The sequence below is a fragment of the Rhizobium sp. RHZ01 genome (assembly GCF_014851595.1).
GTDB lineage: Bacteria > Pseudomonadota > Alphaproteobacteria > Rhizobiales > Rhizobiaceae > Rhizobium > Rhizobium altiplani.
Window position 1 is genome coordinate 67,975 of sequence record NZ_JACUZZ010000006.1, and the last position, 25,005, is coordinate 92,979.

Annotated in this window: 22 protein-coding genes; 3 read left to right on the top strand and 19 right to left on the bottom strand. The window is 60.1% G+C overall.

What is annotated here, in order from left to right; all coding sequences use genetic code 11:
- Positions 1-68: 68 nt before the first annotated feature.
- Genes IB248_RS08930 through yajC form a run of 4 tightly spaced genes read right to left on the bottom strand, consistent with a single transcriptional unit; the run spans position 69 to position 4,279 of the window.
- Positions 69-920 carry a phytoene/squalene synthase family protein gene (locus IB248_RS08930; protein WP_192240730.1) on the bottom strand — a complete coding sequence of 284 codons (852 nt, stop codon included), beginning with the start codon at positions 918-920 and terminating at the stop codon, positions 69-71.
- Between the two features lie 2 nt (positions 921-922).
- On the bottom strand, positions 923-1,309 hold the full coding sequence (locus IB248_RS08935) for an Mth938-like domain-containing protein (RefSeq protein ID WP_113470175.1): 387 nt from the start codon (positions 1,307-1,309) through the stop codon (positions 923-925).
- Positions 1,310-1,313: 4 nt separating this feature from the next.
- A complete protein-coding gene (secDF, locus tag IB248_RS08940) occupies positions 1,314-3,875 on the bottom strand; it encodes a protein translocase subunit SecDF (protein WP_192240731.1) in 2,562 nt (853 codons plus the stop codon).
- Between the two features lie 56 nt (positions 3,876-3,931).
- Positions 3,932-4,279, bottom strand: a complete 348-nt coding sequence (yajC, locus tag IB248_RS08945) for a preprotein translocase subunit YajC (protein WP_018859378.1) — start codon at positions 4,277-4,279, stop codon at positions 3,932-3,934.
- 208 nt (positions 4,280-4,487) lie between these two features.
- Between yajC and IB248_RS08950 the strand changes: the two genes are divergently transcribed.
- Entirely contained in the window at positions 4,488-5,360 is an 873-nt protein-coding gene (locus IB248_RS08950) for an ATP-binding protein (RefSeq protein ID WP_018859379.1), read from the top strand.
- 52 nt (positions 5,361-5,412) lie between these two features.
- On the opposite strand, the gene IB248_RS08955 is transcribed toward IB248_RS08950, so the two are convergent.
- From IB248_RS08955 to IB248_RS09015, 13 genes are all read right to left on the bottom strand, one after another.
- A complete protein-coding gene (locus IB248_RS08955) occupies positions 5,413-6,966 on the bottom strand; it encodes a peptidoglycan DD-metalloendopeptidase family protein (protein WP_026372075.1) in 1,554 nt (517 codons plus the stop codon).
- A 137-nt stretch (positions 6,967-7,103) separates the two neighbouring features.
- The gene (locus IB248_RS08960) at positions 7,104-7,757 is read right to left on the bottom strand and encodes a protein-L-isoaspartate(D-aspartate) O-methyltransferase (protein ID WP_018859381.1); all 654 of its coding nucleotides are present in this window, start codon (positions 7,755-7,757) and stop codon (positions 7,104-7,106) included.
- Between the two features lie 6 nt (positions 7,758-7,763).
- Positions 7,764-8,531: a 5'/3'-nucleotidase SurE gene (surE, locus tag IB248_RS08965; protein ID WP_018859382.1), complete on the bottom strand. Its 768-nt coding sequence runs from the start codon at positions 8,529-8,531 to the stop codon at positions 7,764-7,766.
- A 4-nt stretch (positions 8,532-8,535) separates the two neighbouring features.
- Positions 8,536-9,819 (bottom strand): serine--tRNA ligase, encoded by a 1,284-nt coding sequence (gene serS / locus IB248_RS08970; protein ID WP_018859383.1) that lies wholly within the window; start codon positions 9,817-9,819, stop codon positions 8,536-8,538.
- 91 nt (positions 9,820-9,910) lie between these two features.
- Positions 9,911-10,738 carry a twin-arginine translocase subunit TatC gene (tatC, locus tag IB248_RS08975; protein WP_192240732.1) on the bottom strand — a complete coding sequence of 276 codons (828 nt, stop codon included), beginning with the start codon at positions 10,736-10,738 and terminating at the stop codon, positions 9,911-9,913.
- Entirely contained in the window at positions 10,735-11,352 is a 618-nt protein-coding gene (gene tatB / locus IB248_RS08980) for a Sec-independent protein translocase protein TatB (RefSeq protein ID WP_018859385.1), read from the bottom strand. The genes tatC and tatB overlap by 4 nt, the downstream gene beginning before the upstream one ends.
- A gap of 49 nt (positions 11,353-11,401) precedes the next feature.
- Positions 11,402-11,599, bottom strand: a complete 198-nt coding sequence (locus IB248_RS08985) for a twin-arginine translocase TatA/TatE family subunit (RefSeq protein WP_007532194.1) — start codon at positions 11,597-11,599, stop codon at positions 11,402-11,404.
- A gap of 185 nt (positions 11,600-11,784) precedes the next feature.
- On the bottom strand, positions 11,785-12,465 hold the full coding sequence (scpB, locus tag IB248_RS08990; RefSeq protein ID WP_051085621.1) for an SMC-Scp complex subunit ScpB: 681 nt from the start codon (positions 12,463-12,465) through the stop codon (positions 11,785-11,787).
- Positions 12,466-12,497: 32 nt separating this feature from the next.
- Positions 12,498-13,358 carry a ScpA family protein gene (locus tag IB248_RS08995; protein ID WP_192240733.1) on the bottom strand — a complete coding sequence of 287 codons (861 nt, stop codon included), beginning with the start codon at positions 13,356-13,358 and terminating at the stop codon, positions 12,498-12,500.
- 21 nt (positions 13,359-13,379) lie between these two features.
- A complete protein-coding gene (nagZ, locus tag IB248_RS09000; RefSeq protein ID WP_192240734.1) occupies positions 13,380-14,393 on the bottom strand; it encodes a beta-N-acetylhexosaminidase in 1,014 nt (337 codons plus the stop codon).
- A 108-nt stretch (positions 14,394-14,501) separates the two neighbouring features.
- Positions 14,502-17,444 (bottom strand): SPOR domain-containing protein, encoded by a 2,943-nt coding sequence (locus tag IB248_RS09005; protein ID WP_018859389.1) that lies wholly within the window; start codon positions 17,442-17,444, stop codon positions 14,502-14,504.
- Positions 17,445-17,503: 59 nt separating this feature from the next.
- Positions 17,504-19,261 (bottom strand): arginine--tRNA ligase, encoded by a 1,758-nt coding sequence (gene argS, locus IB248_RS09010; RefSeq protein WP_113470171.1) that lies wholly within the window; start codon positions 19,259-19,261, stop codon positions 17,504-17,506.
- A gap of 65 nt (positions 19,262-19,326) precedes the next feature.
- Positions 19,327-20,544 carry a deoxyguanosinetriphosphate triphosphohydrolase gene (locus IB248_RS09015; RefSeq protein WP_018859391.1) on the bottom strand — a complete coding sequence of 406 codons (1,218 nt, stop codon included), beginning with the start codon at positions 20,542-20,544 and terminating at the stop codon, positions 19,327-19,329.
- Between the two features lie 215 nt (positions 20,545-20,759).
- Between IB248_RS09015 and erpA the strand changes: the two genes are divergently transcribed.
- Together erpA and xth are read left to right on the top strand one after the other, a co-directional pair.
- Positions 20,760-21,092 (top strand): iron-sulfur cluster insertion protein ErpA, encoded by a 333-nt coding sequence (gene erpA / locus IB248_RS09020; protein ID WP_018859392.1) that lies wholly within the window; start codon positions 20,760-20,762, stop codon positions 21,090-21,092.
- Between the two features lie 120 nt (positions 21,093-21,212).
- Entirely contained in the window at positions 21,213-22,004 is a 792-nt protein-coding gene (gene xth / locus IB248_RS09025) for an exodeoxyribonuclease III (RefSeq protein ID WP_112641435.1), read from the top strand.
- 38 nt (positions 22,005-22,042) lie between these two features.
- Here xth and exoR read toward each other — a convergent pair whose 3' ends face one another.
- Together exoR and IB248_RS09035 are read right to left on the bottom strand one after the other, a co-directional pair.
- Positions 22,043-22,846 carry an exopolysaccharide production regulator ExoR gene (exoR, locus tag IB248_RS09030; protein ID WP_192240735.1) on the bottom strand — a complete coding sequence of 268 codons (804 nt, stop codon included), beginning with the start codon at positions 22,844-22,846 and terminating at the stop codon, positions 22,043-22,045.
- A gap of 707 nt (positions 22,847-23,553) precedes the next feature.
- Positions 23,554-24,828, bottom strand: coding sequence for an OmpP1/FadL family transporter (locus IB248_RS09035; RefSeq protein WP_026372078.1), 1,275 nt, complete (start codon positions 24,826-24,828; stop codon positions 23,554-23,556).
- Positions 24,829-25,005 lie beyond the last annotated feature (177 nt).

Consider the following 25,005-nt stretch of genomic DNA (forward strand, 5'->3'; position numbering starts at 1 on the left):
ATCGCTCTCCGATCAAATCGACAACGGCGTCTTTATAACGCACGAGCCTTGCGCGAGTTTAAACAGGGTCAGATTTTCTTGCGCATCAGCGCAAGCAGCATGCCGGCCTGGCGCCGAAACTGCGATCGCTGGATCTGCCGATCGAACAGTCCCGCGCCTACCTTCTGGGCGTTGGAAAGAACCGGCTCCGCCATGGTGACAGGCAAAAAGGCGGGAAACACCGACTGCGGTATTGCGACACGTCTCGCCTTGGCAAGATGGTCGCGTCCAAGGCCCGCAAAGGCTTCGATCGCGGCAGAGATTCGCGGCTTGTCCTCGCCGGCGAGAAACGCATCACGATCGAGCCCGGTAGCGGACAGGATTTCAAGGGGAAGGTAGAGCTGGCCGCGGTGGCGATGCAACGGCATCAGGAGCAGAAGACCGGCGATGGCCTGCGCAACGCCCGCGTGCCCAGCAGCCTCAGCAGATGCGGTGGCCGCCTCCGGCGCAAGCACGAGACTTGCCAGTTGGATCAGCGCAGACGCCGTCTCGCCGGCATACCCCTCAAGTGAGACCCGCGTCTCCATCGGATCGTCGTAGAGATCGAAGATGCGGGCATCGATCATGTTGACGAGGGTCTGCGATGGCAGGCGGTGGGTTTCAATCGCCGACAACAAGGCGGCGGCAATCGGGTTTGCCTGGGTGGAGCCGTGCGCGCCGCCCTCCAGCAGATCGCGCCAGTACTGCATGCGAACCTCCCCTGGAAGGGGATCGTGCACCAGATCGCGAATGCGCGCGAGCTCGGCGTTGAAAGCGTAGAGAGCTGCCAGAGCGCCCCGCCTTACTTCCGGCGCCAGCAGGCAAGCCAGATAGCGGTCGCGGTCGTTGTCACGCAGCGTCGCCAGGCAAATGTCCTGGTTCGTCAAAGACTGCTCCGCCATTGTCAAACCGCGATCAGTGCCGCGGCGACAGCGCGGGATTCCATGAGCATGATATTGAAGGTGCGGACGGCCGCGCCGGTGTTCATGGGATCCGAGGAAATACCTGCAGCCTTGAGCGCGGCCTTCAGATCAGGCGGGATCGGACGCATGTCGTCTCCCGTCCCGATCAGCAGAACCTCAATCTCGGCTGCTTCATCGAGCACCTTTTGAAAATTCTTGATCGACAGAGGCTTCGACATGTCCATGTCCCAGCCATAGATGCCGGACGGCAGGCAAAGGATCGACCCGCGATGAGACATGTCAGCGAAACGGAAGCCGCCATTGCCGTAGGTATCGATGGGCGCACGTCCAGGAAAATGCGCCTCGCGGATTTCTATGCCTCTTGCCATATTCTCACACTGCCGGATTGCCGGGGTTCGTATCCGGCTCGGCCACTTTCTTGTTCTGATCGTTGTCAATCGCGTCCGGGCGGAGCTTGAAGGCTATCAGCACGGGCGCGGCTATGTAGATGGAGGAAAAGGTGCCAATGGCAACGCCGAACAGCATCACAAAGGCGAACGGGCGGATCACGTCGCCACCGAAAAGGCAGAGCGCCAGCAGCGCCAGCAGCGTCGTTGCCGCCGTCAGAACGGTGCGCGACAGCGTTTGGTTGATGGAAGCATCGATCAGGATCGGCATAGGCATCTTGCGATAGCGCTTCAGATTCTCGCGCATCCTGTCGTAGACGACGACTGTATCGTTGAGCGAATAGCCGACGATCGTCAGGAGGGCCGCAACGCTTGTGAGATTGAATTCCATGCCGGTCAGTACGAAAAGGCCTAGCGTCAGGATGATATCGTGGAGCGTCGCGATAATCGCGCCGATCGCGAATTGCCATTCGAAGCGGAGCCAGATGTAAAGCAGGATGATAGCGAGCGAACCGAGTGTGCCCAACGTCGCGGCCCTGGTCAGTTCGCCTGATACGGCGGGGCCGACAACCTCGACACGCCGGATCTCATAGTCGTCGCTCAATTCATCACGCAGCAACGTCATGGCAGACTGTTCGGCATTCTCGCCGCCGCCTTGCGCCTGGATGCGGACCAATGCCGTCGACGGGTCGGAAAGGCGGCGAGCCTCAATGGCCCCGATGTTCAGATCACCGAGGCGAGCGCGGATATCATCACGATCGGCAGCACCTTGCTTCGCCTTGACTTCCACCAGCGACCCGCCCGCAAAGTCGACGCCAAGATTTGCACCGACTGTCGCGAAGCCGACCATGGCGAGAATGGAAAGCACGGCCGACACCGTGAAGGTGTAGCGCCTGATACCCATGAAACGGATGTTCGCGCGGTCGAAAATGCCCGTCTGAACATCCCTTGGCAGATGCCGCGGGTGCTTGCGATGCAGCCAGGTAACGACAATCCAGCGCGTCAGCGTGAAGGTAGTGAAGACCGTCGTCAGGATTCCCGCGGCCAGTGTCACTGCAAAACCGCGGACGGTATCGCTGCCGAGATAATAGAGAATGACGGCCGCAATGACGATCGTGACGTTGGCATCAAGGATCGTCATAAATGCCCGGGAGAAGCCGTTGTCGATCGCATCCGCGAAGGAGTGACCGGCTTTCGCCTCCTCGCGAATTCGCTCGTAGACAAGCACATTGGCGTCGACGGCCATGCCGATGATCAAGACGATACCTGCGAGGCCGGGCAGCGTGAGTGTCGCGCCGATCACGCTCAGCACAGCAAGAATCAAAAGCAGATTCAGGACCAGCGAAATGCCGGCAATGATGCCCAGCTTGCGATAGAAGGCAAACATCAATCCGGTGACAAGGATCGCAGCGACGAAGCCGGCGATCAGACCGGCGCGCTTTGATTCAGCGCCGAGGACGGGGCTGACGGTGCGCTCCTCTACGGTCGTCAACGTCGCCGGCAGAGCGCCGCTTCGCAAGATCAGCGCAAGATCGCGGGCTCCGTCCTCACTGAAGCTGACCGGCACCTTCCCGGTGCCGTCCAGGATCGGCGCATTGATCAGAGGCGCCGCCATGACCTGATCATCGAAAAGTATGGCAAGGTGCCGACCGATGTTCTGGCGAGTCTTCTGCGCGAGGCGTTCGGTCCCTTCAGCATCCAGCTTGTAACTGATTGCGACTGAATCCGTGTTCGCATCGGCGACGGCCTGAACGTCAACGAGATTGTTGCCCGTCACGAAATCAGTGCGGTCCACGAGATAGGGAACGGGCGGATCGTCGAGCGAGTAGAGAACCTCTGACGTCGCGGGCCAGCGACCGGCAAGGGCCTCCTGCCCCGACATGCTTTCATCGATCAGCCGGACGGAGAGCTGGGCCGGCTCGCTCAGAATATTCTTCAGGCGCTCGACGTCGACCGAACCCAGTGCCTTGACGTCGATACGATCGCGCCCGTCTCCGCGGACTGAAAAACTGCTAATCCCAATGCCGGCGATGCGACGCTCGACAACCTCGATGGACTGCGTCTGAGCGGCCGCGATACCTTGGTCGATGCTAGCGTTCGAAATTCGTAGCGTAAGCTGTCCGTCATTGCCCTTCTGCAGGGAAACATTCTGAACCGAGCCACCGAACCAGCCACTTTTCGTGCTCACGGTCAGCGCGCTCAACGCACTGACGGCAGCATCCACCTGGCTGGCAGCGGTAATCTTGACGGTGATCTCCTGATCGTTGCCGGTCAGGCCAGTGTAGCGAATATTGGCTTCGCGCAACTTACCGCGAACATCCGCGACTGTGCGTTCGAGCTGGTGCTTTACGATATCAGCGCGTTCTATCTGGAAAAGCAGATGGGAACCGCCCTGAACATCGGGGCCAGGAACAATGTGGCTATGAGCCAGCCACAGGGGCAGCCTCGAACGCTGCCCTTCAGACAACAGATTTGGGGCCGCGAGTATCACGGCCACCACCACCAAAACCCAGATCAGGACGGCCTTCAAGCGGGAAAAACGGTGCATTTTCTCTCGACTATTTCCGACCCGGCCCAATCCGGTTCACATCTTGGTTTGCAATACTATGCAGCGTCCGCCTTGACTGGCTCACCCTTGACGCGAACTTCCGAAATGCCGGTGCGGACGATGCGAACGCGAACGCCGTCTGCAATCTCCACTTCGAGTTCTTTGTCGTCAACAACCTTGGTGACCTTGCCGACGAGGCCACCGCCGGTCACAACCTGATCGCCACGACGGATCGCCTTCAGCGTTTCTTCCCGCTTTTTGGCCTGGGCGCGCTGCGGACGGATCAGCAAGAAATACCATACAACCATCAACGGCACGAAAAGAATGATCATTTCGAAGCCGGAACCGAACGGCGACGCCGCGGTATCGGTGGCAGCCTGGGCAAATGCCGGGGTGATGAACATGCTAAACTCCTCAAACTTTCCGGAGGCGGAACTCCGCCTTTTCTCGGGTGGCCGGACTATAATTGCGGTCTTTGCGAATGCAACAGAAACAGCTGGAAACCGTACCGATTCCGCTGCCTCATAACCTTTCCGCTCGTAAAAGGCCATGCTACGCCGCAGGCAAAAGACACAGTACACTGGTTGCAAGCAGAATTCAGGAGGAAGGCCCATGGCCGGAGACGTCAACAACGCCATTCTGACGGAGCTGCGCCGGCTCACAGATGCGATCGATCGGTTGGCGGGGCCGCCGCCCGCATTGAACGACTGGAACGCGGCCGACTGCTTCGTCTGGTCCCCTGCCCGTCAGCATCTTCAGCCGGTTGCACGGCCGAACCGCGTGGCGCTGAAGCTCATCCGCGGTGTCGACCACGTGCGCGATATCCTGCACGAGAATACGGTGCGCTTCGCCGAAGGCTTTCCGGCCAACAACGTTCTCCTCTGGGGTGCGCGCGGCATGGGCAAGTCGTCGCTGGTCAAGGCTGTTCACGAGGATGTGCGGCGCGAGAGCGGCGTGTCGATAAAGCTGGTGGAAGTGCATCGCGAGGATATTGCGAGCCTCCCGACGCTGCTCGATCTTCTCAAGGACACGCCGCACCGTGTCATCGTCTTCTGCGACGACCTTTCGTTCGACCATGATGACACGGCCTACAAATCGCTCAAGGCAGCCCTTGATGGCGGCGTGGAAGGTAGACCGGACAACGTCCTGTTCTATGCGACCTCGAACCGGCGCCACCTGCTTCCGCGCCACATGATGGAGAACGAGCAGTCGACGGCGATCAATCCTTCGGAGGCGGTCGAGGAAAAGGTTTCGCTGTCCGACCGGTTCGGCCTTTGGCTGGGTTTTCACAAATGCAGCCAGGACGACTATCTAACGATGATCGACGGCTATGCCGACCACTTCAGGCTGCCAATCGATCGCGAGAAGATGCATGCGGAGGCGCTAGAATGGGCCACGACGCGTGGCGCACGTTCGGGCCGTGTTGCCTGGCAGTACATTCAGGATCTCGCCGGTCGGATGCGCATTGCACTCGACCGTGCATAATGACAAAAGCCCGGCTTGAGGCCGGGCTTTTGAGCATCCTCGGACGCAATACCTATTCGAGGAAGGTAATCGGGTTGACCGGCGTCGCGTCCTTCCGAACTTCGAAATGGACCTGCGGCTGCTTGACGTTGCCGCTCATGCCGGAGACGGCGACCGTCTGGCCGCGCTGGATCTTCTGGCCGCGGGCAACACTCAAGGTATCGGCGTTGCCGTAGACGGTGACCGTACCATCGTCGTGGCGGACGAGGACCGTATTGCCGAGCTCCTTCAGGCCGTTGCCAGCATAGATGACCACGCCGTTTTCGGCCGCCTTGATCGGCGTACCTTGGGGCACGGAAATGTCGATGCCGTCGTTGCGGCTGCCGTTGACGTTGGCGCCGTAGGCGGCAATGACAGCTCCACGAACCGGCCAGCGATACTTGCCGATGCCGGTAGCCTCGGGTGCGGCGGACGCCACTTCCTTCTTGGCAGCCTCATCCACCGTCTCGGTGGCGACAGGAGCCTTGTAGGTTGCCGGCTGCGCGGCAGCAGTCGACGTTGCGGAGGCGGGCTCGGCGACTGGCTTCGGCTCTGCCTTTGCCGGAATGGAAGCCGTCTTCATGCCATCCTGAGAACCACCCGGAAGATTAAGCTCCTGACCGATGCGGATAGAACCGGCCGACAGGTTATTGGCGGCCTTCAGATCGTCTATGCTGGTGCCCGTCGCCTTGGCGATCTTGGCGAGCGAGTCACCCGGCTTGACGACGTAGGTGCCGCCGGCGCCCTTTGGCCCCTTGCCTGCACCGGCCGCAAGTTTGTTGGACGGATCGGCATTTGCGACTGACTTGTCACGGGCGGAGTTCGCACCCGGAACGACCGCAACGTTCTGTTCCTGCTGCTTGTTCGGTTGCGGCAGATGCCCACCCTTGGAGAGGTCGGCGCTTTGGGCGGCTGCCTTTGCTGCATTGCCTCCGTTGAAGGTCGGGATCAGGATGATCTGGCCCGGCTTGGCGGCAGCGGCAGTCTTGAAGCCGTTGACCCGAAGGATCTCCTTCTCCGGCACACCGTAGCGGTTGGCGAGTGTCGCGATGCTTTCACCCGGGCGAAGTGTGACGGACGGCGCATTGGTTGCCGACCAGCCGGAAACCTTGGGGTTCGTGCCGGTGACGATCGAGTCTGTCTTCGGTGGAACGAGAATGGGCGCCGACTTCTTCGGAGCAGTGGCGGCAGGGAATGGCTGGGCGAGTGCGACTTGCCTTTCACGGGATGGCGCTGCCGGTGCAACGGCGGAGGGAGCCGCAAGTTCGGAGCGCTGGACGGAAACAGGTGCCGAGGCCATGCGGGCGCTGGAGGCGCCATAAGCGGGCTGCGCGGAATAAGGCTGGCTCATTGCCTGGCTACTTGGCGCGTAGCCGCCCTGTGCCAAATCCGCCTGCGGCACCGGATCGGCCTGCATACCTCTGCGAGGGATTGAGTTGGTCGTCATCTGATCCTGACCGGATGACGAGAAGAGACCACCGAAACGTGTCACATCGGAACTGCAACCCGTTGCCGCACTCGCCAGCAAAGCCGCTATCAGGACATTACCGGCAGACTTGCCCACTCTTGGCGAAAGACTGAAACGCATGACTCGACCCACTGATTAACGCAACCATTTGTGGGTTTATTAAAGCGCGTTAGTATTACCACGCGGTTAAGGTGCCGGAATCCGCGAGATTTTTTTGAGGGATTGCTAACCATAGCAACGCTTGCGAGCCGATCGCCCTAGAGTTGAGATGCGAGACGAGGGACGATCGGAAGATAGGGTGTGTCGAACAGCTCCTCGCGCTCGAAGCGGCTGCCCGTTTTCGTGAGCCGCACGAGGCGACACTCCTTGTCGGAAATCATCAATGGAGCGATCATCGAACCGCCGGAAACGAGTTGGTCGGTGTAGAACCGTGGCATCGAATTGAACGCAGCGGTTACGACGATACGGTCGAAGGTCCCCTCTCCCTGCAGACCGGCGCTGCCGTCAGCCTGGCGGATGATGACGTTTCGCAGTCCGAGCGAGTCTATACGGCGCTGCGCATTCGTCGTCAGTGTCTTGTAGCGGTCGATCGTCAGCACGCGCTCGGCCATGCGAGCCATGACGGCGGTCATGAAGCCGCTGCCGGTGCCGACCTCGAGCACGCGTTGCCCGGGTTTGATTTTCAGGTGATGAAGGATCCTGACCGCGAGATCGACGCCTTCGATGAAGGAGCCGCATTCGATCGGGATCGTGCGGCTCGAATAGGCCTGCTCGGCAAATTGTGCCGGCACGAACAGCGACCGCGGCGTCTGCTCGACTGCAGTCAGCAGGTCCAGATCGGACACGCCTTCGGCTCGCAGCCTCAAGACGAGCGCCGCAAAACCTTCCTTCTCCACCAGCCGTGCCGTCAAAATAGTCTACTCCGTACCCGAAAGCGCCCGCGCGACTCGGTCCTGTACGGAATAATCAGTCAGATCCAGTTTCAAAGGCGTTACCGAAATCTTGCGGCTTCTCAGGGCGTGAATATCCGTGCCTGCGACGAAGGCGCCGGCGCGTTCTCCAAACCGGAGCCAGTAATAGGGCAGGCCGCGCCCGTCGGAACGGGCATCGACCTGCAGGTTGAAGGCAAGCCGCCCTTGCGCCGTCACTTCCACGCCCTCGACCTCTTCCGGCCGGCAATTCGGAAAGTTCAGGTTCAGGAAGGTGCCGTCAGGCAGGTCGAGCGATATGAGCTTGTCGAGAAGTGCCGGCGCATGCGCCTCGCAGACCTCCCAGGGGACCACCCTTGCCCCGTCTTGGTGCAGATAGGCTTGGCTCAACGCAAAGGAGCGGACACCCTGCAGCGTGCCCTCGATCGCCCCGGCGACGGTGCCCGAATAGGTCACATCATCGGCGACGTTAGAGCCTGAATTGACGCCCGACAGCACCAGGTCGGGCTTGACGTCCATAACCTGCTTGACGCCCATGATGACGCAATCGGTCGGAGTTCCGCGCAGCGCGAAATGCTTGTCGGAAATCTTCCGAAGCCGCAACGGCTCGGAAAGACTCAGCGAATGCGCAAGGCCGCTCTGGTCCGTCTCCGGCGCGACAATCCAGACATCATCGGACAGCGTCCGCGCAATCCGCTCCAGCGCCGCGAGGCCTTCCGCGTGAATGCCGTCGTCGTTGGTGAGCAGAATGCGCATCGGCTCAGGCCGCCCGTTCGATCTTCGTCAAACCGCCCATGTATGGCAGCAGAGCATCGGGAACGGTCACGGAACCATCCTCGTTCAGGTAGTTCTCCAGAACCGCAATCAGGCAGCGGCCGACCGCCGTGCCGGAACCGTTCAGCGTGTGAACGAACTTCGTCGCCTTGTCTTCCTTGCCGCGATAGCGCGCATTCATGCGACGCGCCTGGAAATCGCCGCAGACCGAGCAGGACGAGATTTCACGATAGGTGTTCTGGCCGGGCAGCCAAACCTCGAGGTCGTAGGTCTTGCGCGAACCGAAGCCCATGTCGCCGGTGCAGAGCGTCATCGTGCGGAAATGCAAGCCGAGGCGCTTCAGCACCTCTTCGGCGCAAGCCGTCATACGCTCGTGCTCGGCAAGCGAACTCTCGGCATCGGTGATCGAGACGAGCTCGCACTTCCAGAACTGATGCTGGCGCAGCATACCACGCGTGTCGCGTCCGGCAGAGCCTGCCTCCGATCGGAAGGACGGGGTCAGCGCGGTGAAGCGAAGCGGCAGTTTCTCCTGGTCGAGGATTTCGCCCGAGACGAGATTGGTGAGCGTCACCTCGGCGGTTGGGATCAACCAGCGGCCATCCGTGGTCTTGAACAGGTCCTCCGCAAACTTTGGCAGCTGGCCGGTGCCGAACATGGCATCGTCACGAACCATCAGCGGCGAGCTGACTTCGGTGTAGCCGTGCTCGCGCGTATGCAGGTCGATCATGAACTGACCGAGCGCACGCTCCAGCCGCGCCAGCGGGCCGGTCAGCACGGTAAAGCGCGATCCCGAGAGCTTCGCAGCCCGTTCGAAGTCCATGTAGCCGAGCGCTTCGCCGATTTCGAAGTGTTCCTTCGGCGTATGATTCCAGCGGGGCTTTTCGCCGACGACTCGGGCAACGGAATTGTCGTGCTCGTCCTTGCCAACCGGCACGTCATCGTGCGGGATGTTCGGAATGCGCGACAGCGCATCGTTCAGTTCGTCCGTCGCCTGCCGCTCGCCCTCTTCCGCGGCCGGAAGCAGCGACTTCAAGTCGGCTACTTCGGCCTTCAGCTTTTCAGCAAGCCCATTGTTTTTCTGGGCCATCGCAGCGCCGATCTCCTTGGAGGCGGCATTGCGGCGGGACAGCATGTCCTGGACGCTCTGGATGGCCGAACGGCGCTTTTCGTCGATCGCGATCAGGTTTTCGGACAAAGGCTCGGCACCACGCTTGGCAAGTGCCGCATCGAGGGCTTCGGGATTCTCACGGATCCATTTTATATCGAGCATCGTCGTTCCAGGTCGTTGTAAAAAAGATAACCCGGCCAAAGCCCGGCTAGGCCTCGACCGGATGCTTGGAAGCGCTCATTGAGGGAGATCGTCAGACGTTGTCCGTCTTGGCAACGTCCGTGTTTCCTTCAGCCTCTTCGACCGCCTCGCGGGCACGCTGGCGCTCCACGAGTCGCGCCGCGTAGATGGAAATCTCGTAGAGAAGGATGGTCGGCAGTGCAAGGCCGATCTGGGACATCGGATCGGGCGGCGTCAGCACCGCTGCCACGATAAAAGCGAGCACGATCGCGAACTTGCGCTTCTCGGCCAGCCAATCGGAAGTCAGCAGCCCAACTCGGGCGAGCAGCGTGGTGATGACAGGAAGCTGGAAGACCAGGCCGAACGAAAACACCAGCGTCATGATCAGGCTGAGGTACTCAGAGACCTTCGGAAGCAGCGAGATCGCGACATCGCCCTCACCCGGCGCCTGCTGCATGGTCAGGAAGAACCACATGACCATCGGCGTGAAGAAGAAATAGACGAGCGAAGCACCCATCAGAAACAGGACCGGCGACGCAATCAGAAACGGCAGGAAGGCCGCTCGCTCGTTCTTGTAGAGGCCAGGGGCGACGAACTTGTAGATCTGCGCGGCGATAATCGGAAAGGCGATGACCAGGCCGCCGAACATGGAGACCTTTACCTGCGTGAAGAAGAACTCCTGCGGCGCGGTGTATATGAGCTGCGCCTTGGACACGTCTAGATGCGCCCAGGTCACCGCCCACTTGTATGGATAGACGAGCACATTGAAGAGATGCTTGGCGAATATGAAGCAGGCGATGAACGCGACGAAAAACGCACCGATCGACCAGATCAGCCGCGTACGCAACTCCATCAGGTGTTCGATCAGCGGCTGCGGCTTGTCTTCGATTTCACCGCTCATGCGTCGTCCTTCTTCTTCTTTGCTGCCGTCTTCTTCGGAGCGGCTGTGGCGGCAACTGCCGCAGGCTTCTTGGCGGCCGCTGTCTTCGTCGAAGTCCGCTTGGGCTTTCCGACCGGAGCAGCAACTGCGGCAGGCGCAGGCTCCGCCTTGGCGCGCGGTTTACGGGCCGCCTTCGGCTTTTCCTGGGCTGCCGCATTTTCAACGCCTGCTGCAACAGGCGCCGGTGCTACGACCGGCGGCGTCTCTGGCAGGCTCATCGACGGCTCAGGAACCGATACGGCAGCTGGCGGAACTTCGGTCTTGTTATCGACCGTCGTCGCCTTCTGCAGGTCAGCCTTGATTTCGTTGCCCATCTGGCGAAGCGGGTTCATTGCTTCGCGCAAGGTGTTGACGGGGTTCAGCTTCTGCGCATCGGTCAGCGTCTGGCGAACTTCGTCCAGATCCGCTTCACGCAGGGCCTCGTCGAACTGGGCACGAAACTCACCGGCGACCTTACGAGCGCGCTGCGTCATCTTGCCGAACGCACGAAGCATCGGCGGCAAGTCCTTAGGACCAACCACCACGATCAATACGACCGCGATGACAAGCAGCTCGGTCCAGCCAATATCGAACATTCAAGGCTCCTGAACGGGAAACGTGGGGGCTACGTTGCCCGGAAGTGGATTACTTCGTTTCGTCGGCCTTGTGATCGACGGTCTTGGCAGTCGTGGACTCAGGCGCGTCTTCGTCGTTCATGCCCTTCTTGAAGCTCTTGATACCCTTGGCGACATCACCCATCAGCTCCGGAATCTTGCCGCGACCGAACAACAAAAGCACGATGACCAGAACGATCAGCCAGTGCCACATGCTAAAAGAACCCATTACGCTAACTCCCTGTTGCGATGTTTCCAGATGTAAGAGCTTCCTACACCAATTCCAACATCAAAGTTCCCCTTGGATTGTCGCTTAATGTCACGGGATCGCCCTCTGTGACAAGAGAATACACATCCGAAAAACTATGATCGGCATTGTTTTCGCGATGCGTGGCGGAACCAAGACAAATCCGATTAGTCTTCGGACCCGCCGCCCGGTGCAAGCAGGCCGAGTTCCTCAAGATCGAGTTGCGTTATTGGATCTTCGTCCTCGGTCAACTCGTCGCTCATCATAGGCGATGGTACATTGAAATTGGCCGGTATGCGACCGGAGAGCAGCCCTGCCCCCTTCAACTCTTCAAGCCCCGGCAGGTCGCGGAGTTCTTCCAGGCCGAAGTGATCGAGGAAATCGCGGGTGGTGCCGAGCGTGACAGGCCGGCCCGGCGTGCGCCTGCGGCCGCGAAACCGAACCCAACCCGCCTCCATCAGCACGTCGATCGTGCCGCGAGAGGTCTGCACGCCCCTGATGTCCTCGATTTCGGCGCGTGTCACCGGCTGATGATAGGCAATGATCGCCAATACTTCCAGGGCCGCGCGCGAGAGCTTCTTCGTTTCGTTCTCGTCGCGCCGGATGACGAAAGAGAGATCAGCGGCCGTTCGAAACGCCCACGCATCGTCTACCTGGACGAGGTTGACGCCGCGATGGGCATATTGCTCCTTCAGGCGCAACATGATGGCGCGGACGTTGAACGTGCGAGGCAAGCGGTCTGCGATGAAGCTTTCGGAAACGGGCTGGGCGGACGCAAAGACCAGTGCCTCGGCGATGCGCTCTGCCTCGGTCTCCGCACGAACCTCGTCGTCTGAATTTTCCACCATTACGCTATCGATGTGTTCTTCTTCCAGATCGGTCACGCCGGTCGCTCCTGTTCGACGACCTGCAGCGTCGCATGCTTGGGGCCTCGCCGCATGTAGAGGGGCTGGAAGGCTCCATCCTGCCGGATTTCGAGTTTGCCTTCGCGGACCAGCTCCAGCGAAGCCGCAAACGCACTGGCAATCGCCGTGACCCTGTCTTCCGGAGACGACATGTAACGCAACAGATAGGATTCGAGTGCAGTCCACTCGCTGACCTCGCCGATAATGCGGGTCAGAAGCTCGCGGGCGTCCGTCAGCGACCAGACGTTGCGGCGCGCGATGGTGACCTGCGTCACGGCCTGACGCTGCCTGAGCGACGCGTAGGCCGTCAGCAGATCATAGAGGCTTGCATCATATGCGGACTGATGCCTGTCCGGGAGGTGCTCTGGGACGCCGCGAGCGAAGATATCCCGTCCGAGGCGGTTGCGATTGACAAGACCGCTCGCGGCCTCGCGCATCGCTTCGAGGCGTTTCAGGCGGAAGGCGAGCGTCGCCGCCATCTCCTCGCCGGAGGGCCCGTCGTCCTTGGCCTGCTGCGGGATCAGCAGACGCGATTTCAGGTAGGCAAGCCAAGCGGCCATCACGAGATAGTCGGCAGCAAGCTCTATCCGTATCCGCCGCGCGCTTTCGATGAACTGCAAATATTGCTCCGCCAGCGCAAGAACAGAGATGCGGGACAGATCGACCTTCTGATTGCGGGCGAGATAGAGCAAGAGGTCGAGGGGACCTTCGAAGCCGGCAACGTCGATCAGCAGGGCCGGATCGGAGGTCGCGCGCTCAGCACCGCTCTCCTGCCACAGCTTGTCCATCGGCGTAGCCGCCGTCTGTGGCCGTTCCGTGTCCTTGGCCGTCGTCACCCTGCCCTGTTCCTTTCGCAATCAGACCGTTGCAAACATCGCATCGAATTCGGCCCGAAGCGAGGCCTCGTCGGCCTTGTCAGCTGTCGGGAAGCGATTCAGCACCGCTTCTGCCCGCAAATGCGACTGGCCTTGCAAGACCGGTACGTTTGCGACCACCTGCTGCATTTCGTCCATGTGGCCATTGCAATGCAGCACGATATCACATCCACCGCCGATGATGTTGGCGGCGCGCTCACCGATCGTACCAGCAAGCGCGTTCATCGACGTATCATCGGAGAGCAACAGTCCTTTGAAGCCGATATGGTCGCGGATGACGCCGTCAATGACCTTGCGTGAGGTCGTTGCCGGACGCTCCGAGTCGATGGCCGCAAAGACAACATGACACGTCATCGCCATCAATTCGTTCTTCATGGCAATGAACGGCGGGAAATCGTGCGCCTCGAGTTCCGTGCGCGAGACGGTGACAACCGGCAGTTCGTGATGTGAATCCGCAAAGCCGCGCCCGTGGCCAGGCATGTGCTTCATCACAGGTAGAAGGCCACCCGCCTTCAAACCGTCGGCAGCGGCACGCCCCATGGCCGTCACAGTTGCTGGATCACCGCCATAGGCGCGATTGCCGATCACGTTGCTGCTGCCTTCCACCGGCACGTCCAGAACCGGCAGGCAATCAACGTTGATCCCGAGGCCCGAAAGATCGAAGGCGTGCAGCCGCGACATCAGCCATGCGGCTCGCAGGCCCTTTTCTCTGTCCTGCCGATAGATATCACCAAGCTGTTGCCCCGACGGATAATGCTGGAAGATTGGCGGCCGGATACGCTGGACGCGTCCACCCTCCTGGTCGATCAGGACCGGCGCGTGCCAACCGACAGCGTCTCGCATTTCCGCGACGAGGTCACTGATCTGTTGCGGCTCGGAAATATTGCGCCCGAACAGAATGAAGCCCCAGGGGTGCTCGGTGTTGAAAAACGCCTTTTCATCGGGAGTGAGGGATAGGCCGCTACAGCCAAGGATCATTGCTTTTGATTCGGTCATACCCGAATCATAGAGGTGCCTTGCGGAATTACGAGCCGCGTCAATCGGCATTCACAAAAAAAGCGGCGGACCAGAGGCCCGCCGCTTTCATTGAATGTTTGCAGAAACTTACTTCGAGATAAGGCAGCTGCCGCCTGCAGCACGGTACTTTTCGCAAATGGCCGCGGCTTCGTCCTTGGAGCCTGCCGGGATACGAAGGCGGTAGAACGTGCCCTTGCCCGCAATATCCGCCTTGCGGATCTCGTAGCTGCGACCGGCAAGCACGCTCGCGAACTTCTTCGAAAGGCTAGCGAAGGTCTTCTTCGCCTCTTCCTCGGAGGGAAGCGATGCGATCTGGACGCCATAACCGCTAGCCGATGCAGTCGGCTGAGCCTGGGTCGCAGCCGGCGAAACAGCGGCAACGTCCTTCGGCTTCTGGGCTGCCGGCGCTTCAACCGGTGCCTTCGCCGCATCGATCACGGGGCGCGCTGCGGGAGCCGGTGCAGTGTCGCTCACCGTCGAGCTCTTCACGGCGCGAACCGGCGGATCGACATTCGCCGGAGTGGCGGCAGCCGCCTTGGCCAGCGCGTTTTCAGAGGGAGCCTGAGCCGCCGTCGGCTTGGTTGCTTCAACCGGAGTCGAACGGATGTCAGCGGCAGCAACCTGTCCCGACGCCGGGAAATTAGCAGCTGTGCCGCCAGCCGGCTTTGAGCCAGCCGTGATCTTCTGCGTCTGAACCGGCGTTGCCTTCGGCAGCGTCGGGGCCGCTTCAGGAGCCGGCTCGTCGCGGGCAACCAGAGTGCCGTCCGGTCGGACGATCATGGTGCGGACCTTGCGGGCGGAAACCGATGGAGCCTGATTGGCACTGTCTGCCTCGTCGGCAGCGGCCGTATCCTCGCTCGGCAGCAGGCGCGGATCCTCGGTGTCTCCGACAGGTGTCGCCATGGGCGGCGTCGCGATATCGCTGTCGTTGTCCTCAGGCAGCGTTTCCGGTGTCAGCGTGCGCTGCACGACGTCCACCGGCTGCTCGTCACTGGATACAAGCGCCTTCTGCTTAGGCGCCTCAGCAGCGGCCCCACCAACGCTGTCGTAAACAGCCTTGTCCTGGTTCGGCACGGTCTTGCCACCGGGGTTTTCCGGTACGACCTTAACCGGCTCGTTGTCCGCCGTGATCACGCGCGGCTCGCCGGAGGCGATGCCGAGGCCTCCATCGCGGGCCAGGAACGTGTAACCTGCATAGGCGACACCGCCGAACACGACGATTGCCGCAGCGGCAGCCAGCATACGCTTCATCGAGCGTGCGCGGCTCATGTCCTCGGCTTCACTCGCCGACTGGATCTGTACCTGAGAAACGTTCTCGCGGCGCTGTACCGGCTCGTTGACGCTCCGGCGGAAGTCTTCTTCCAAAGCGCGCTCGAACTCGTCCAAGCCCTGCAATGGTGCCTGCTTGGCGACGGACGCTGCCGGTGTTGCAGTCGGCGCGACGGATACGGGCGCACGGGTCCGCCATTCCTCGACGACCGGTTTCGCGGGCATTTCCACCGGATTTGCGGGTGCAAGAAGGTTGGCGATCTCGGCGTCGACGTCGAAATCGAAATCGGAGGTCGCTACGACTGGCTCCGGCTGCTCAATAGGAGGCAGCACGGGCACGTGCATCTCTTCGACGGCTTCCGGATGATATTCCGCATCCGAGATCATCGACGGATCGAACGGGAGATCGTCTCCGGCATCGGCCGTGAATGCGGGTGTAACAGGCGCCTTCGCGACGAACGCTGCCTCGGCCGGGGCCTGGTGGATCGGGGCGGCAGCAACGACCGGAGCGGGCGCCGGCTGGAAAGCGGGCACCGGGGCAACCGGCTGAGGTCTGACCACCTCGACATGCTGTGCCTGAACTCGCGCCGGCTCGACCGCTTGCGGTTGCACCTTCACGGGCTCAGCAAAGTCAAAGTCGGCAAGCTCCAGCTCGATACCTTCAAGATCGAGTTCAAAGTCATGCCCAGCGAAAGGATCGTCACCTTCCGGTTCGGCCTTGGCCGTGGGAGCGGCCAGAGGCGGCTCGACCGGCTTCGGCAACGGCGCCACTACGCGGGCGGGCTCCGGCGAGTGCGGAATCTCTGCGACATCGGCCGCAGGCGTGTTCTGACGCTCAGGAACAGGGTAATGCGATACGTCGGCGAGGAGTTCGTCGATATCGAAGGCAATATCGTCGCTCTCCGTCGGCGCGGCTTCGGTCAGCGCGGCATCGGCCTGAAGGGCACCGTCATCCTTCGCTGCAGCAGCCAGATCGAAGGCGCTGTGATCGATGACAGGTTCATCGAACGGCGCCCCTTGAGGCACCTCAGGCGCATCGTAAACCGCCTCGGCTTCTTCGTGCCGATCGATTTCAGCAGGAAAGCCTGCGGCAACGGGCACTTCGAAAACAGCAGCGCTCTCCGACGCAGCGGCGACTGGCTCCGGCGCTACAACAGGAATAATCGGCGCGGGTGAAGGCTCATCGCGACGTGCCGGATGGAAGTTGGCGATCGGCAACCGAATGCTGGCCGCAGACCACTGCGGCGCCTTGGCGGGGGCCACCGGAGCAGCGGAGGCCGGCGACGCTCCGATCGACATCTCGAGTTCTTCGATCAGATCCCGTGCGCCACCAGAAATCTGCTCGCCCTCACGGACGGCATTCGACGCCCAAGCGGCAGGGGTCAGGTTGGAAGCCGCGTCCAATGACCGATGGGCCACCGGCTCGCTCGCGACTTCAGGCTCGACAGCAAATTCGGGCTCGGCCTGGTTGACCGGCGAAAGATCGGCTTCGACAAGAGCCTCAAAGGCAGCCGGTTGCTCGAAAGGGGGTTCAGGCAGATCGAAGGAAGCCTCAGACTGAGGCGCATCGTAGCGCTCGAATTCGCGCAACAATTCATCCTCGAGATTGAAGGCCGGCTCCTGTCGGGGGGCATCTTCGACGGTATTTGCTGCTACCCGCGGCTCGAAGCCGACGATGCGGGCAAGTTCCGCCAGAGGATCATCGTCAGCAAAGAGGTCCGTATTCTTACGCGTGTCATACGCCCGCTGTTTGTCTGCCATACTCATCCCACTCGCAACTGCTAAGGTTTATGCCAGAGCATTGTGGGTAAATGGTGACGCTACCGCATCTCATCCGGCGCAGCGGTACCCGCAATGGCAAGTCCCGACTTCAAAACCGACGCAACGGCGTACACCAGCCCTAATCTGGCTATACTCGATTCTCGGTTCTTATCGTTAATAAATCGTAAGTCTACTTGATCCTTACCTTTATTCCAGTGCGCATGGAAAGAACTCGCCAGATCATAGAGGTAAAATACGACGCGGTGAGGTTCCTGTGACTGCGCCGCAGACTCGACCAAGCGTGGAAACTCCGCGGCCTTCGCAACCAGCTGCAATTCCGCGGGATCCGAGATGCCCGCAACAGCATTAGCAAGGTTGGCCGGCGTCACGTCGAGGTCAGGAAATACCTCCTTCGCCTGCCGGAAAACAGACATGCAGCGCGCATGTGCATACTGCACGTAGAACACCGGATTATCCTTCGATTGCTCCGTTACTTTGGCGAAATCGAAGTCCAGCGGTTCCGAACTCTTCCGGTAGAGCATCATGAAACGAACCGAATCGCGACCGACCTCCTCGACGACGTCGCGGAGCGTGACGAATTCGCCCGAGCGCTTCGACATCTTGACCGGCTCGCCATTCCGGAACAGCTTCACGAGCTGGCAAAGAAGGACAGTCAGCTTTGCCTTACCTTCGGAAACGCCGCGAGCGACCGCTTCCAGGCGCTTAACGTAGCCGCCGTGATCAGCACCGAGAACATAGATCATCTCGTTGAAATCGCGGTCGAATTTGTTCTTGAAGTAAGCAACGTCGGCAGCAAAATAGGTGTAGGAACCGTCCGACTTGATCAGCGGGCGATCCATGTCGTCGCCGACTTCCGTCGAGCGAAACAGCGTCTGCTCGCGATCTTCCCAATCCTCGGGCAACTGGCCCTTCGGCGGCGGCAATGTGCCCTTGTAGACGTGTCCCTTGAATGTCAGGTCGTTGATCGCCGTGCGGATCGCGGCGGCGCCATTGGCATGCAGCGTGCGCTCCGAGAAGAAGACGTCGTGATGCACGTTCAGAGCATCCAGATCATCGCGGATCATCGCCATCATCGCATCAATGGTGCGATCCTTGACGAGTGGCATCCACTGCTCTTCCGGCATGTTGTGCAGCTTGACCCCGTAATCATTCGCGAGCGACTGACCGACCGGGATGAGATAGTCGCCAGGATAAAGGCCGGGCGGAATCTCTCCGATCTTCTCTCCGAGCGCTTCGCGGTAACGCAGGAACACGGAGCGCGCCAGCACGTCGATCTGCGAGCCGGCATCGTTGATGTAGTACTCCTTGACGACATCAAAGCCGGCAAAAGAAAGCAGGTTGGCTAGGGCGTCGCCGACAACGGCGCCGCGGCAATGGCCGACATGCATAGGACCAGTCGGGTTTGCCGACACATACTCGACGTTGACACGCTTGCCAGCGCCAATCGTCGAGCGGCCGTAGTCTGTACCGGCCTCAATCATCGAGGCAAGCAGGCGCTGCCAGTAACCGACGGAGAGCCTGATGTTGATGAAGCCGGGTCCAGCTACCGAGACGTCAGCGACGTCGGCGTCTTCCTTCAACTTCTCCGTGATGATCTCAGCCAAGGCGCGCGGATTGGTGCCGAGCGGCTTTGCGAGCACCATCGCGGCGTTGGTTGCAACATCGCCGTGGCTCGGGTCGCGTGGCGGTTCGATCGCGATGCGGCCGAAATCCACCTCGGATCGCTTCTCCTTGACCAGATCGATCTGTTCAAGGGCGGTTTTAATCCGGGCGTCGAAATCGGTAAAAAGGTTCATCGCACTCTTCCATGCATAGGCTTTGCCACAAGGCATTTGTCCGGTCGTAGCCGGGCGACCGCTGCCTATCGCAAATCTGGAGTGTGGTCAAACAATCGCCTGTGGGCACTGATCGCGTAGGTGTCGGTCATCCCCGCCAGATAGTCGCCGACATGGCGCGCCCTCGCCGGTTCGGCAAGCCCTGCGATGTGATCCACCCAATAGTGGCTCTGCATCTCCTTTGGATTGGCCATATAGGCCCCGAAGAGATCGGTCACAATCTGCCCAGCACCGGCACGAATACGCATGATCTCGGGGTGCCGGTAGATGCGCTTGAACAGCATCGCCTTGATCTGCCGGTCAGTCTCGGACATCTCGTCGGAGAATGTCGCGATTACCCGATTGGCCAGGCGAACATCCGTTGCGCTTTTCGGCTTGATCTCCGCAAGACCCCGTTGGGCAACGGAAATGACGTCTTCGACCATCCGTGTGATCTGGCGGCGCATGATCTCGTGGGTAAAGCGGCTGGGCTCAAGGTTCGGATAGCGTTCCCGTACCTCGGCCATCAGACCGGCCAGAAACGGGATCTCCTCCAGCATCTCAAAGCTCAGGTAGCCGGAGCGAAGCCCGTCGTCGATGTCATGCGTGTTGTAGGCAATATCGTCAGCGATGGCGGCCACCTGTGCCTCAAGGCTGGCATAGGTATCCAGTTCCAGGTCGTGGATCTCGCAATAATCCAGGATCGGCTGTGGAACTGGCCCGCGTGTGCCGGCACCGTCCTTCGTCAGAAGCGGGCCGTTGTGCTTGACCAGCCCTTCAAGGCTTTCCCATGTCAGATTGATGCCATCGAAATCGGCATAGCGGCGCTCCAGCTTAGTGACGATGCGCAGCGATTGGGCGTTGTGATCGAACCCGCCGTAGGGCAGCAGAACCTCGTGCAGCGCATCCTCGCCGGTGTGACCGAAGGGCGTGTGGCCGAAATCATGGACGAGCGCCACGCCCTCAGCGAGATCTTCGTCCAGCTTCAATGCCCGGGCCAGCGCGCGGGCAACTTGCGCGACCTCGATCGTGTGCGTCAAACGGGTGCGATAATGATCGCCATCCTGGGCGATGAAGACCTGCGTCTTGTGCTTCAGCCGGCGAAATGCGGTCGTGTGAACAATACGATCCCGGTCACGCTGAAAATCCGACCGTGTCGGGCTGAAATCCTCGGGATAAAGCCTGCCGCGAGTCTTCCAAGGGTCCGCTGCATAGACGGCCCTCTCGCTGTCGCCATAACCCAAAGCATGCCTGTCGATCGTCATTCGTCACCATTACTTATATGCGGCAGCCCGCCCATTGACGCCGCCCTGCACTCTTCATACCTATAAGAGCATAAACGGCAAAGTGATGCTTTAGCAGTCACTTTGCCCGAACTGGCGCTTTCGTGGTATAGAGCGCAAGTGGCTATGAAATCTGCCGCTTGAAACGAGCGGCTAACAGATATTCTCTCCGGATCTTGACCCCGGCAGGAGCAAACATGACGGACACAAGTGTAACCCTTTCCGATGCCGCGGCAAAACGAATCGCAGCGATCGTCGGCACCGAACCCGGGAAGAGCGCGCTGCGCGTTTCCGTAGAAGGCGGCGGCTGCTCAGGCTTTTCCTACAAGTTCGACCTTGCAGATGACCCGCAGGACGACGACACGATCGTCGAAAAGAACGACGCCAAGGTGCTGATCGACAGCCTCTCGTTGGTCTACATGGCCGGATCCGAGATTGACTTCGTCGACAATCTCCTTGGCCAATCCTTCCAGATCAAGAACCCGAACGCAGTTGCAAGTTGCGGCTGCGGCACAAGCTTCTCGATCTAATCCCTATCCCTGGTATCCACATCGAACCGCCGAAAGATTCCCTTGCGGCCGGTTTTATCGTCTTGTCCGCGATCGAAAGAGCGCGATACAAGAAGCCGACGAAGCGGAATAGGACACCCCATGAAGATCGCGACCTGGAACATCAATGGCGTCAAGGCGCGCATCGACAATCTCACGCAATGGCTGAAGGACTCCGATCCCGATATCGTCTGCCTGCAGGAAATCAAGACGATCGACGAGGGCTTCCCGAGGCTCGAAATCGAAGCGATGGGCTATCATGTCGAGACACACGGCCAGAAGGGCTTCAATGGCGTCGCGATCCTTTCCAAGACCAAACCTGACGAAGTGAGCCGCGGGCTGCCGGGCGATCCGCTCGATGAGCAGGCTCGCTTCCTGGAAGCCGTCTTTTCGCTGCCGGGCAACCGCGTCGCCCGCGTGTGCTGCCTGTACCTGCCGAACGGCAATCCTGTTGAAACCGAGAAATACAGCTACAAGCTCGCCTGGATGGAACGGCTGCGCTCATTCGCGGCCGACCGTCTGGCCTACGAGGAAATCCTGATCCTCGCAGGGGACTACAACGTCATCCCGGAGCCGCATGACTGCTTCGACCCGAAGGCCTGGGAGAACGACGCGTTGTTCCTGCCGCAGACGCGCCAGGCATTCCGCAAACTAGGAGGCCTTGGACTGACGGATGCCGTGCGCGCGACGACCGATGCCGTTCAACTCTACTCGTTCTGGGATTATCAGGCGGGTGCCTGGCAGAAGAACAACGGCATTCGCATCGACCACCTGTTGCTTTCGCCCGAGGCTGCCGATCGCATGACATCATCAGCGATCGAAAAGCACGTTCGTGCCTGGGAGAAGCCGTCAGACCACGTGCCAGTCGTAGCCTACTTCGATTTCGCGGCCTGAGCTTTTTCGTTCAGATTGGCGACAGCGCTCAGCGCGCTTTAATCGGCGCCGTTGACAGCGATCTTGTGAGAAAGCGCCACGGCCGAGCGGCGATCGCTTTCCGTTGCGACGGAGAAAGCCTGCTCCTGCAGGGTCTCCATCCAACCGCAGTCCGTGGGCTTGCAGCGGTCGAGCGCCGCGGTCATTAGCGCGAGCCCGTTGGCTGCCTGCCCTTCCTGGAAGAGGATATTGCCGAAGACGGCCATGGCACCGGGATGGCCGCTCTTGCGGGCCTGGTTGAGCCACTTCTTTGCCTGCTGCGTGCTGGTGCTGCCGCCTTCGCCCGCCAGCATCATCTGTGCCAGCTGGAACTGCGCCTCGGGCACCCCGAAGGTAGACGCGACCTGGAAGTAGAGTTGACGCGCCTGGTTGAGATCGGTCTTTACAGGGCTATCGGGAATTCCGTGCTTGTAATAGTTGGCAAGCGACAGAAGGGCGTTGACGAAGAATCCTGTATCTTCAGAGCCAGGCTCGACGCCCTGCTGCGCAATCTCGCTGTAGATCTTGAAAGCTTCGAAATCATCCTGCGCGACGCCATCGCCGTCGGCATACATGTTGGCGAGCGCCCAGCGTGAGCCCGTGTGTCCCTTTTCCGCCGCGTATTTATAGGCTTCGACCGCCTCTTCCTTCTGGCCGTTCTTGTAGGCTTTGAAACCGAACTTGAAGAGGTCGAACGGGCCAGACTCCTTCGATACACCCGACTTTATGTCGAATGCACCCGCTGGGGAGACAATTGCCGCGCAACAGGCAATGGAAATCCCCATGAGCATCATTCTGAAAGGTCTGAACTCGGACGTCAGCATTTCACTCGGTTTCTTTCGATTCCACCCGTGCGGACTTTCGATCCGCGGATGCATTCCTCCCGGCGAGCGATCCCGCGGTGGGCTCAATGGCCCCTTTGCCCGCGTCGCATCCAGCCTTCCGCCCTCCTGCGAGAGCTTCAATTCCAAGCGCATCGACACTGTCCGCCCGCTGCCCGGCGCGGCTCCCCCGCGATGCCATTCGCCTCACTCCCGCGGCCCGGCTCCGCGCCTTTCCGCAGTCGAGAAAAAGGTAATCACCAATTGTGACCAAACCTGTATCGTTGTTACCGGAAGCCGATTCCGACAACGCCAATCGGTTTGAATGCGAGAAGAAAGAGAGGTTCGGAAGCGCAACGTCAGAGCGAAGTTCTGAGACGGAATAGCCTTGCGGGAAAAGGGAAATCGCGCTGGCCGCGGCATCGTTGCCGCAGGCCTTACCCACCCTGACTGTATCCGCTACGAATTCGCTCATCGTACTCTTTTACGCGCACCTTACGCCTGTCATTCCCTCGCCCGCATATAGCGCTGCGCCTAGTTTGTGGCGGGAAATGGACAATTTCAGCTTGGCATCATCTTACGCAAATGCTGGTAAAAAACTGTTGCTGAATCGTCACAAAACGAGACAGGGAAACGCCATGCTTAACGACCCGTACACAAAGAAAAGCCCGGCAGTTTTGCCGGGCTGATCTGCGGTTCATCTTTGAAACCTAGAATTTCACCTTGATGCTGGTCGAGACAGCGGCCACGAGATCATTGCCGAAGTCGTAAGAGACGTCGGTTCCGTAGGGAACACCATTCTCCACCAGCACTCCGGAGGAACCGCTCGTCAGAACGCCGAGGGCACCGGCAAGGCGCCATTCAATGTTGTCGGTCGGGTTATAAGCAGCGCCGACCCCAACCGTCCAGCTGTCCGTCTGCGAGCCATAGCCGTGGCTCGTACCGCGGTCCCAAGTCAGGCTAACAGCGCCGGTCCACTGCTCATTGAACTTGTGACCAATGCCGCCGGTAATGGTCCAGCCATCTTGATAGAGCAGATCAAGAGACGTGAGCTGAGTTCCGCTCGTGGCGGTGCAAGCCCTGCCCTTCGTGTATGTAGGGCAGAGTGAGATCGACTGGAGGACACTCCAGTTGGTCCATTTCACAGAACCAAATGCCAGCCAATCTGGCGCAATACCACTCTGAAGCTTTAGCTCCAGCGAGTCGGGAGCTTCCGCCTCGCCGAAGACATTCGTGACTGCGCCATAGGGCGCGGCATTCAGCGGTGCGACTGGCGCCCGGACCTGCGTCAGGTCAACCGTACCACTCAGGCTGTCATACTTCACACGGCTGTTATAGACCAAGCTCGCGCGCATCGCGTATTCTGGAATTTCATATGCGATGCCAGTCCGCCATCCCCAAGCATTGTCTTCAAGGTCCAACCGACCTACGCCCGTTCCGGTGCCGAATGCGATTGGAACCGTGCTAACTAGGCGCTCCTTGAAGCCTTCCACTTCCTGATAGAAGGCGCCGCCAATCAAGCGAAGCTGGCCAGGGCCCACATCAAACTTGTACGAGCACGTCGTGGCATAGTTATGCGTCTTGATCTTCGTTTCGATGTTGTTGTTGGCACCTGCCCAATTGATGCCGGGATTCGTGTGTGCGCCAAATGGCTCGGAGTAGTCGAAGAGGCAGTCCACATCTTCATACCCGGCCTTGAAACCGACGTAGGGGACTGCATAATTCTCTGTGTCGTCCGCCGAGTGGGACCGATTGTTCAGGTTTCCGCCGCCGGGCCGAATGGAAGGATCAGTGTCCCTCACATTCTTCAATTCGCGCTGCGGCATGACATAGATCACGGCCGACTGCGCTGAAAAGCGCGACTGATCAAACAGCAGATCGATATTATAGCCGCTGCGGTCAAGACCGCCCGCGAAGGACGGCTGCGCCAGCGTTGAAAATAGAACCAGCGACACAATGCTGGCCGAAGTCATACGAGATGCCAAGGTGTCTCCCCCACTCGGGCAATTGCAATGGCGGGACTGTGCCGACGATGCCGATAAATGGCAACTTTGTGATCGGGCGTGATTAGAAACTGCACCAACAGATGCTTTACGTAAAAATTTGACGGGCACGTCAATATTCCAACAATTTAGAAGAAAATTCCACGAAAGGTAAAACTA

What these genes read in the sequence shown, in the direction of transcription:
- IB248_RS08930 (WP_192240730.1), bottom strand. Translation starts at nt 920, where the DNA reads ATGGCGGAGCAGTCTTTGACGAACCAGGACATTTGCCTGGCGACGCTG.
- IB248_RS08935 (WP_113470175.1), bottom strand. Translation starts at nt 1,309, where the DNA reads ATGGCAAGAGGCATAGAAATCCGCGAGGCGCATTTTCCTGGACGTGCG.
- secDF (WP_192240731.1), bottom strand. Translation starts at nt 3,875, where the DNA reads ATGCACCGTTTTTCCCGCTTGAAGGCCGTCCTGATCTGGGTTTTGGTG.
- yajC (WP_018859378.1), bottom strand. Translation starts at nt 4,279, where the DNA reads ATGTTCATCACCCCGGCATTTGCCCAGGCTGCCACCGATACCGCGGCG.
- IB248_RS08950 (WP_018859379.1), top strand. Translation starts at nt 4,488, where the DNA reads ATGGCCGGAGACGTCAACAACGCCATTCTGACGGAGCTGCGCCGGCTC.
- IB248_RS08955 (WP_026372075.1), bottom strand. Translation starts at nt 6,966, where the DNA reads ATGCGTTTCAGTCTTTCGCCAAGAGTGGGCAAGTCTGCCGGTAATGTC.
- surE (WP_018859382.1), bottom strand. Translation starts at nt 8,531, where the DNA reads ATGCGCATTCTGCTCACCAACGACGACGGCATTCACGCGGAAGGCCTC.
- serS (WP_018859383.1), bottom strand. Translation starts at nt 9,819, where the DNA reads ATGCTCGATATAAAATGGATCCGTGAGAATCCCGAAGCCCTCGATGCG.
- tatC (WP_192240732.1), bottom strand. Translation starts at nt 10,738, where the DNA reads ATGAGCGGTGAAATCGAAGACAAGCCGCAGCCGCTGATCGAACACCTG.
- tatB (WP_018859385.1), bottom strand. Translation starts at nt 11,352, where the DNA reads ATGTTCGATATTGGCTGGACCGAGCTGCTTGTCATCGCGGTCGTATTG.
- IB248_RS08985 (WP_007532194.1), bottom strand. Translation starts at nt 11,599, where the DNA reads ATGGGTTCTTTTAGCATGTGGCACTGGCTGATCGTTCTGGTCATCGTG.
- scpB (WP_051085621.1), bottom strand. Translation starts at nt 12,465, where the DNA reads ATGGTGGAAAATTCAGACGACGAGGTTCGTGCGGAGACCGAGGCAGAG.
- nagZ (WP_192240734.1), bottom strand. Translation starts at nt 14,393, where the DNA reads ATGACCGAATCAAAAGCAATGATCCTTGGCTGTAGCGGCCTATCCCTC.
- IB248_RS09005 (WP_018859389.1), bottom strand. Translation starts at nt 17,444, where the DNA reads ATGGCAGACAAACAGCGGGCGTATGACACGCGTAAGAATACGGACCTC.
- argS (WP_113470171.1), bottom strand. Translation starts at nt 19,261, where the DNA reads ATGAACCTTTTTACCGATTTCGACGCCCGGATTAAAACCGCCCTTGAA.
- IB248_RS09015 (WP_018859391.1), bottom strand. Translation starts at nt 20,544, where the DNA reads ATGACGATCGACAGGCATGCTTTGGGTTATGGCGACAGCGAGAGGGCC.
- erpA (WP_018859392.1), top strand. Translation starts at nt 20,760, where the DNA reads ATGACGGACACAAGTGTAACCCTTTCCGATGCCGCGGCAAAACGAATC.
- xth (WP_112641435.1), top strand. Translation starts at nt 21,213, where the DNA reads ATGAAGATCGCGACCTGGAACATCAATGGCGTCAAGGCGCGCATCGAC.
- exoR (WP_192240735.1), bottom strand. Translation starts at nt 22,846, where the DNA reads ATGCTGACGTCCGAGTTCAGACCTTTCAGAATGATGCTCATGGGGATT.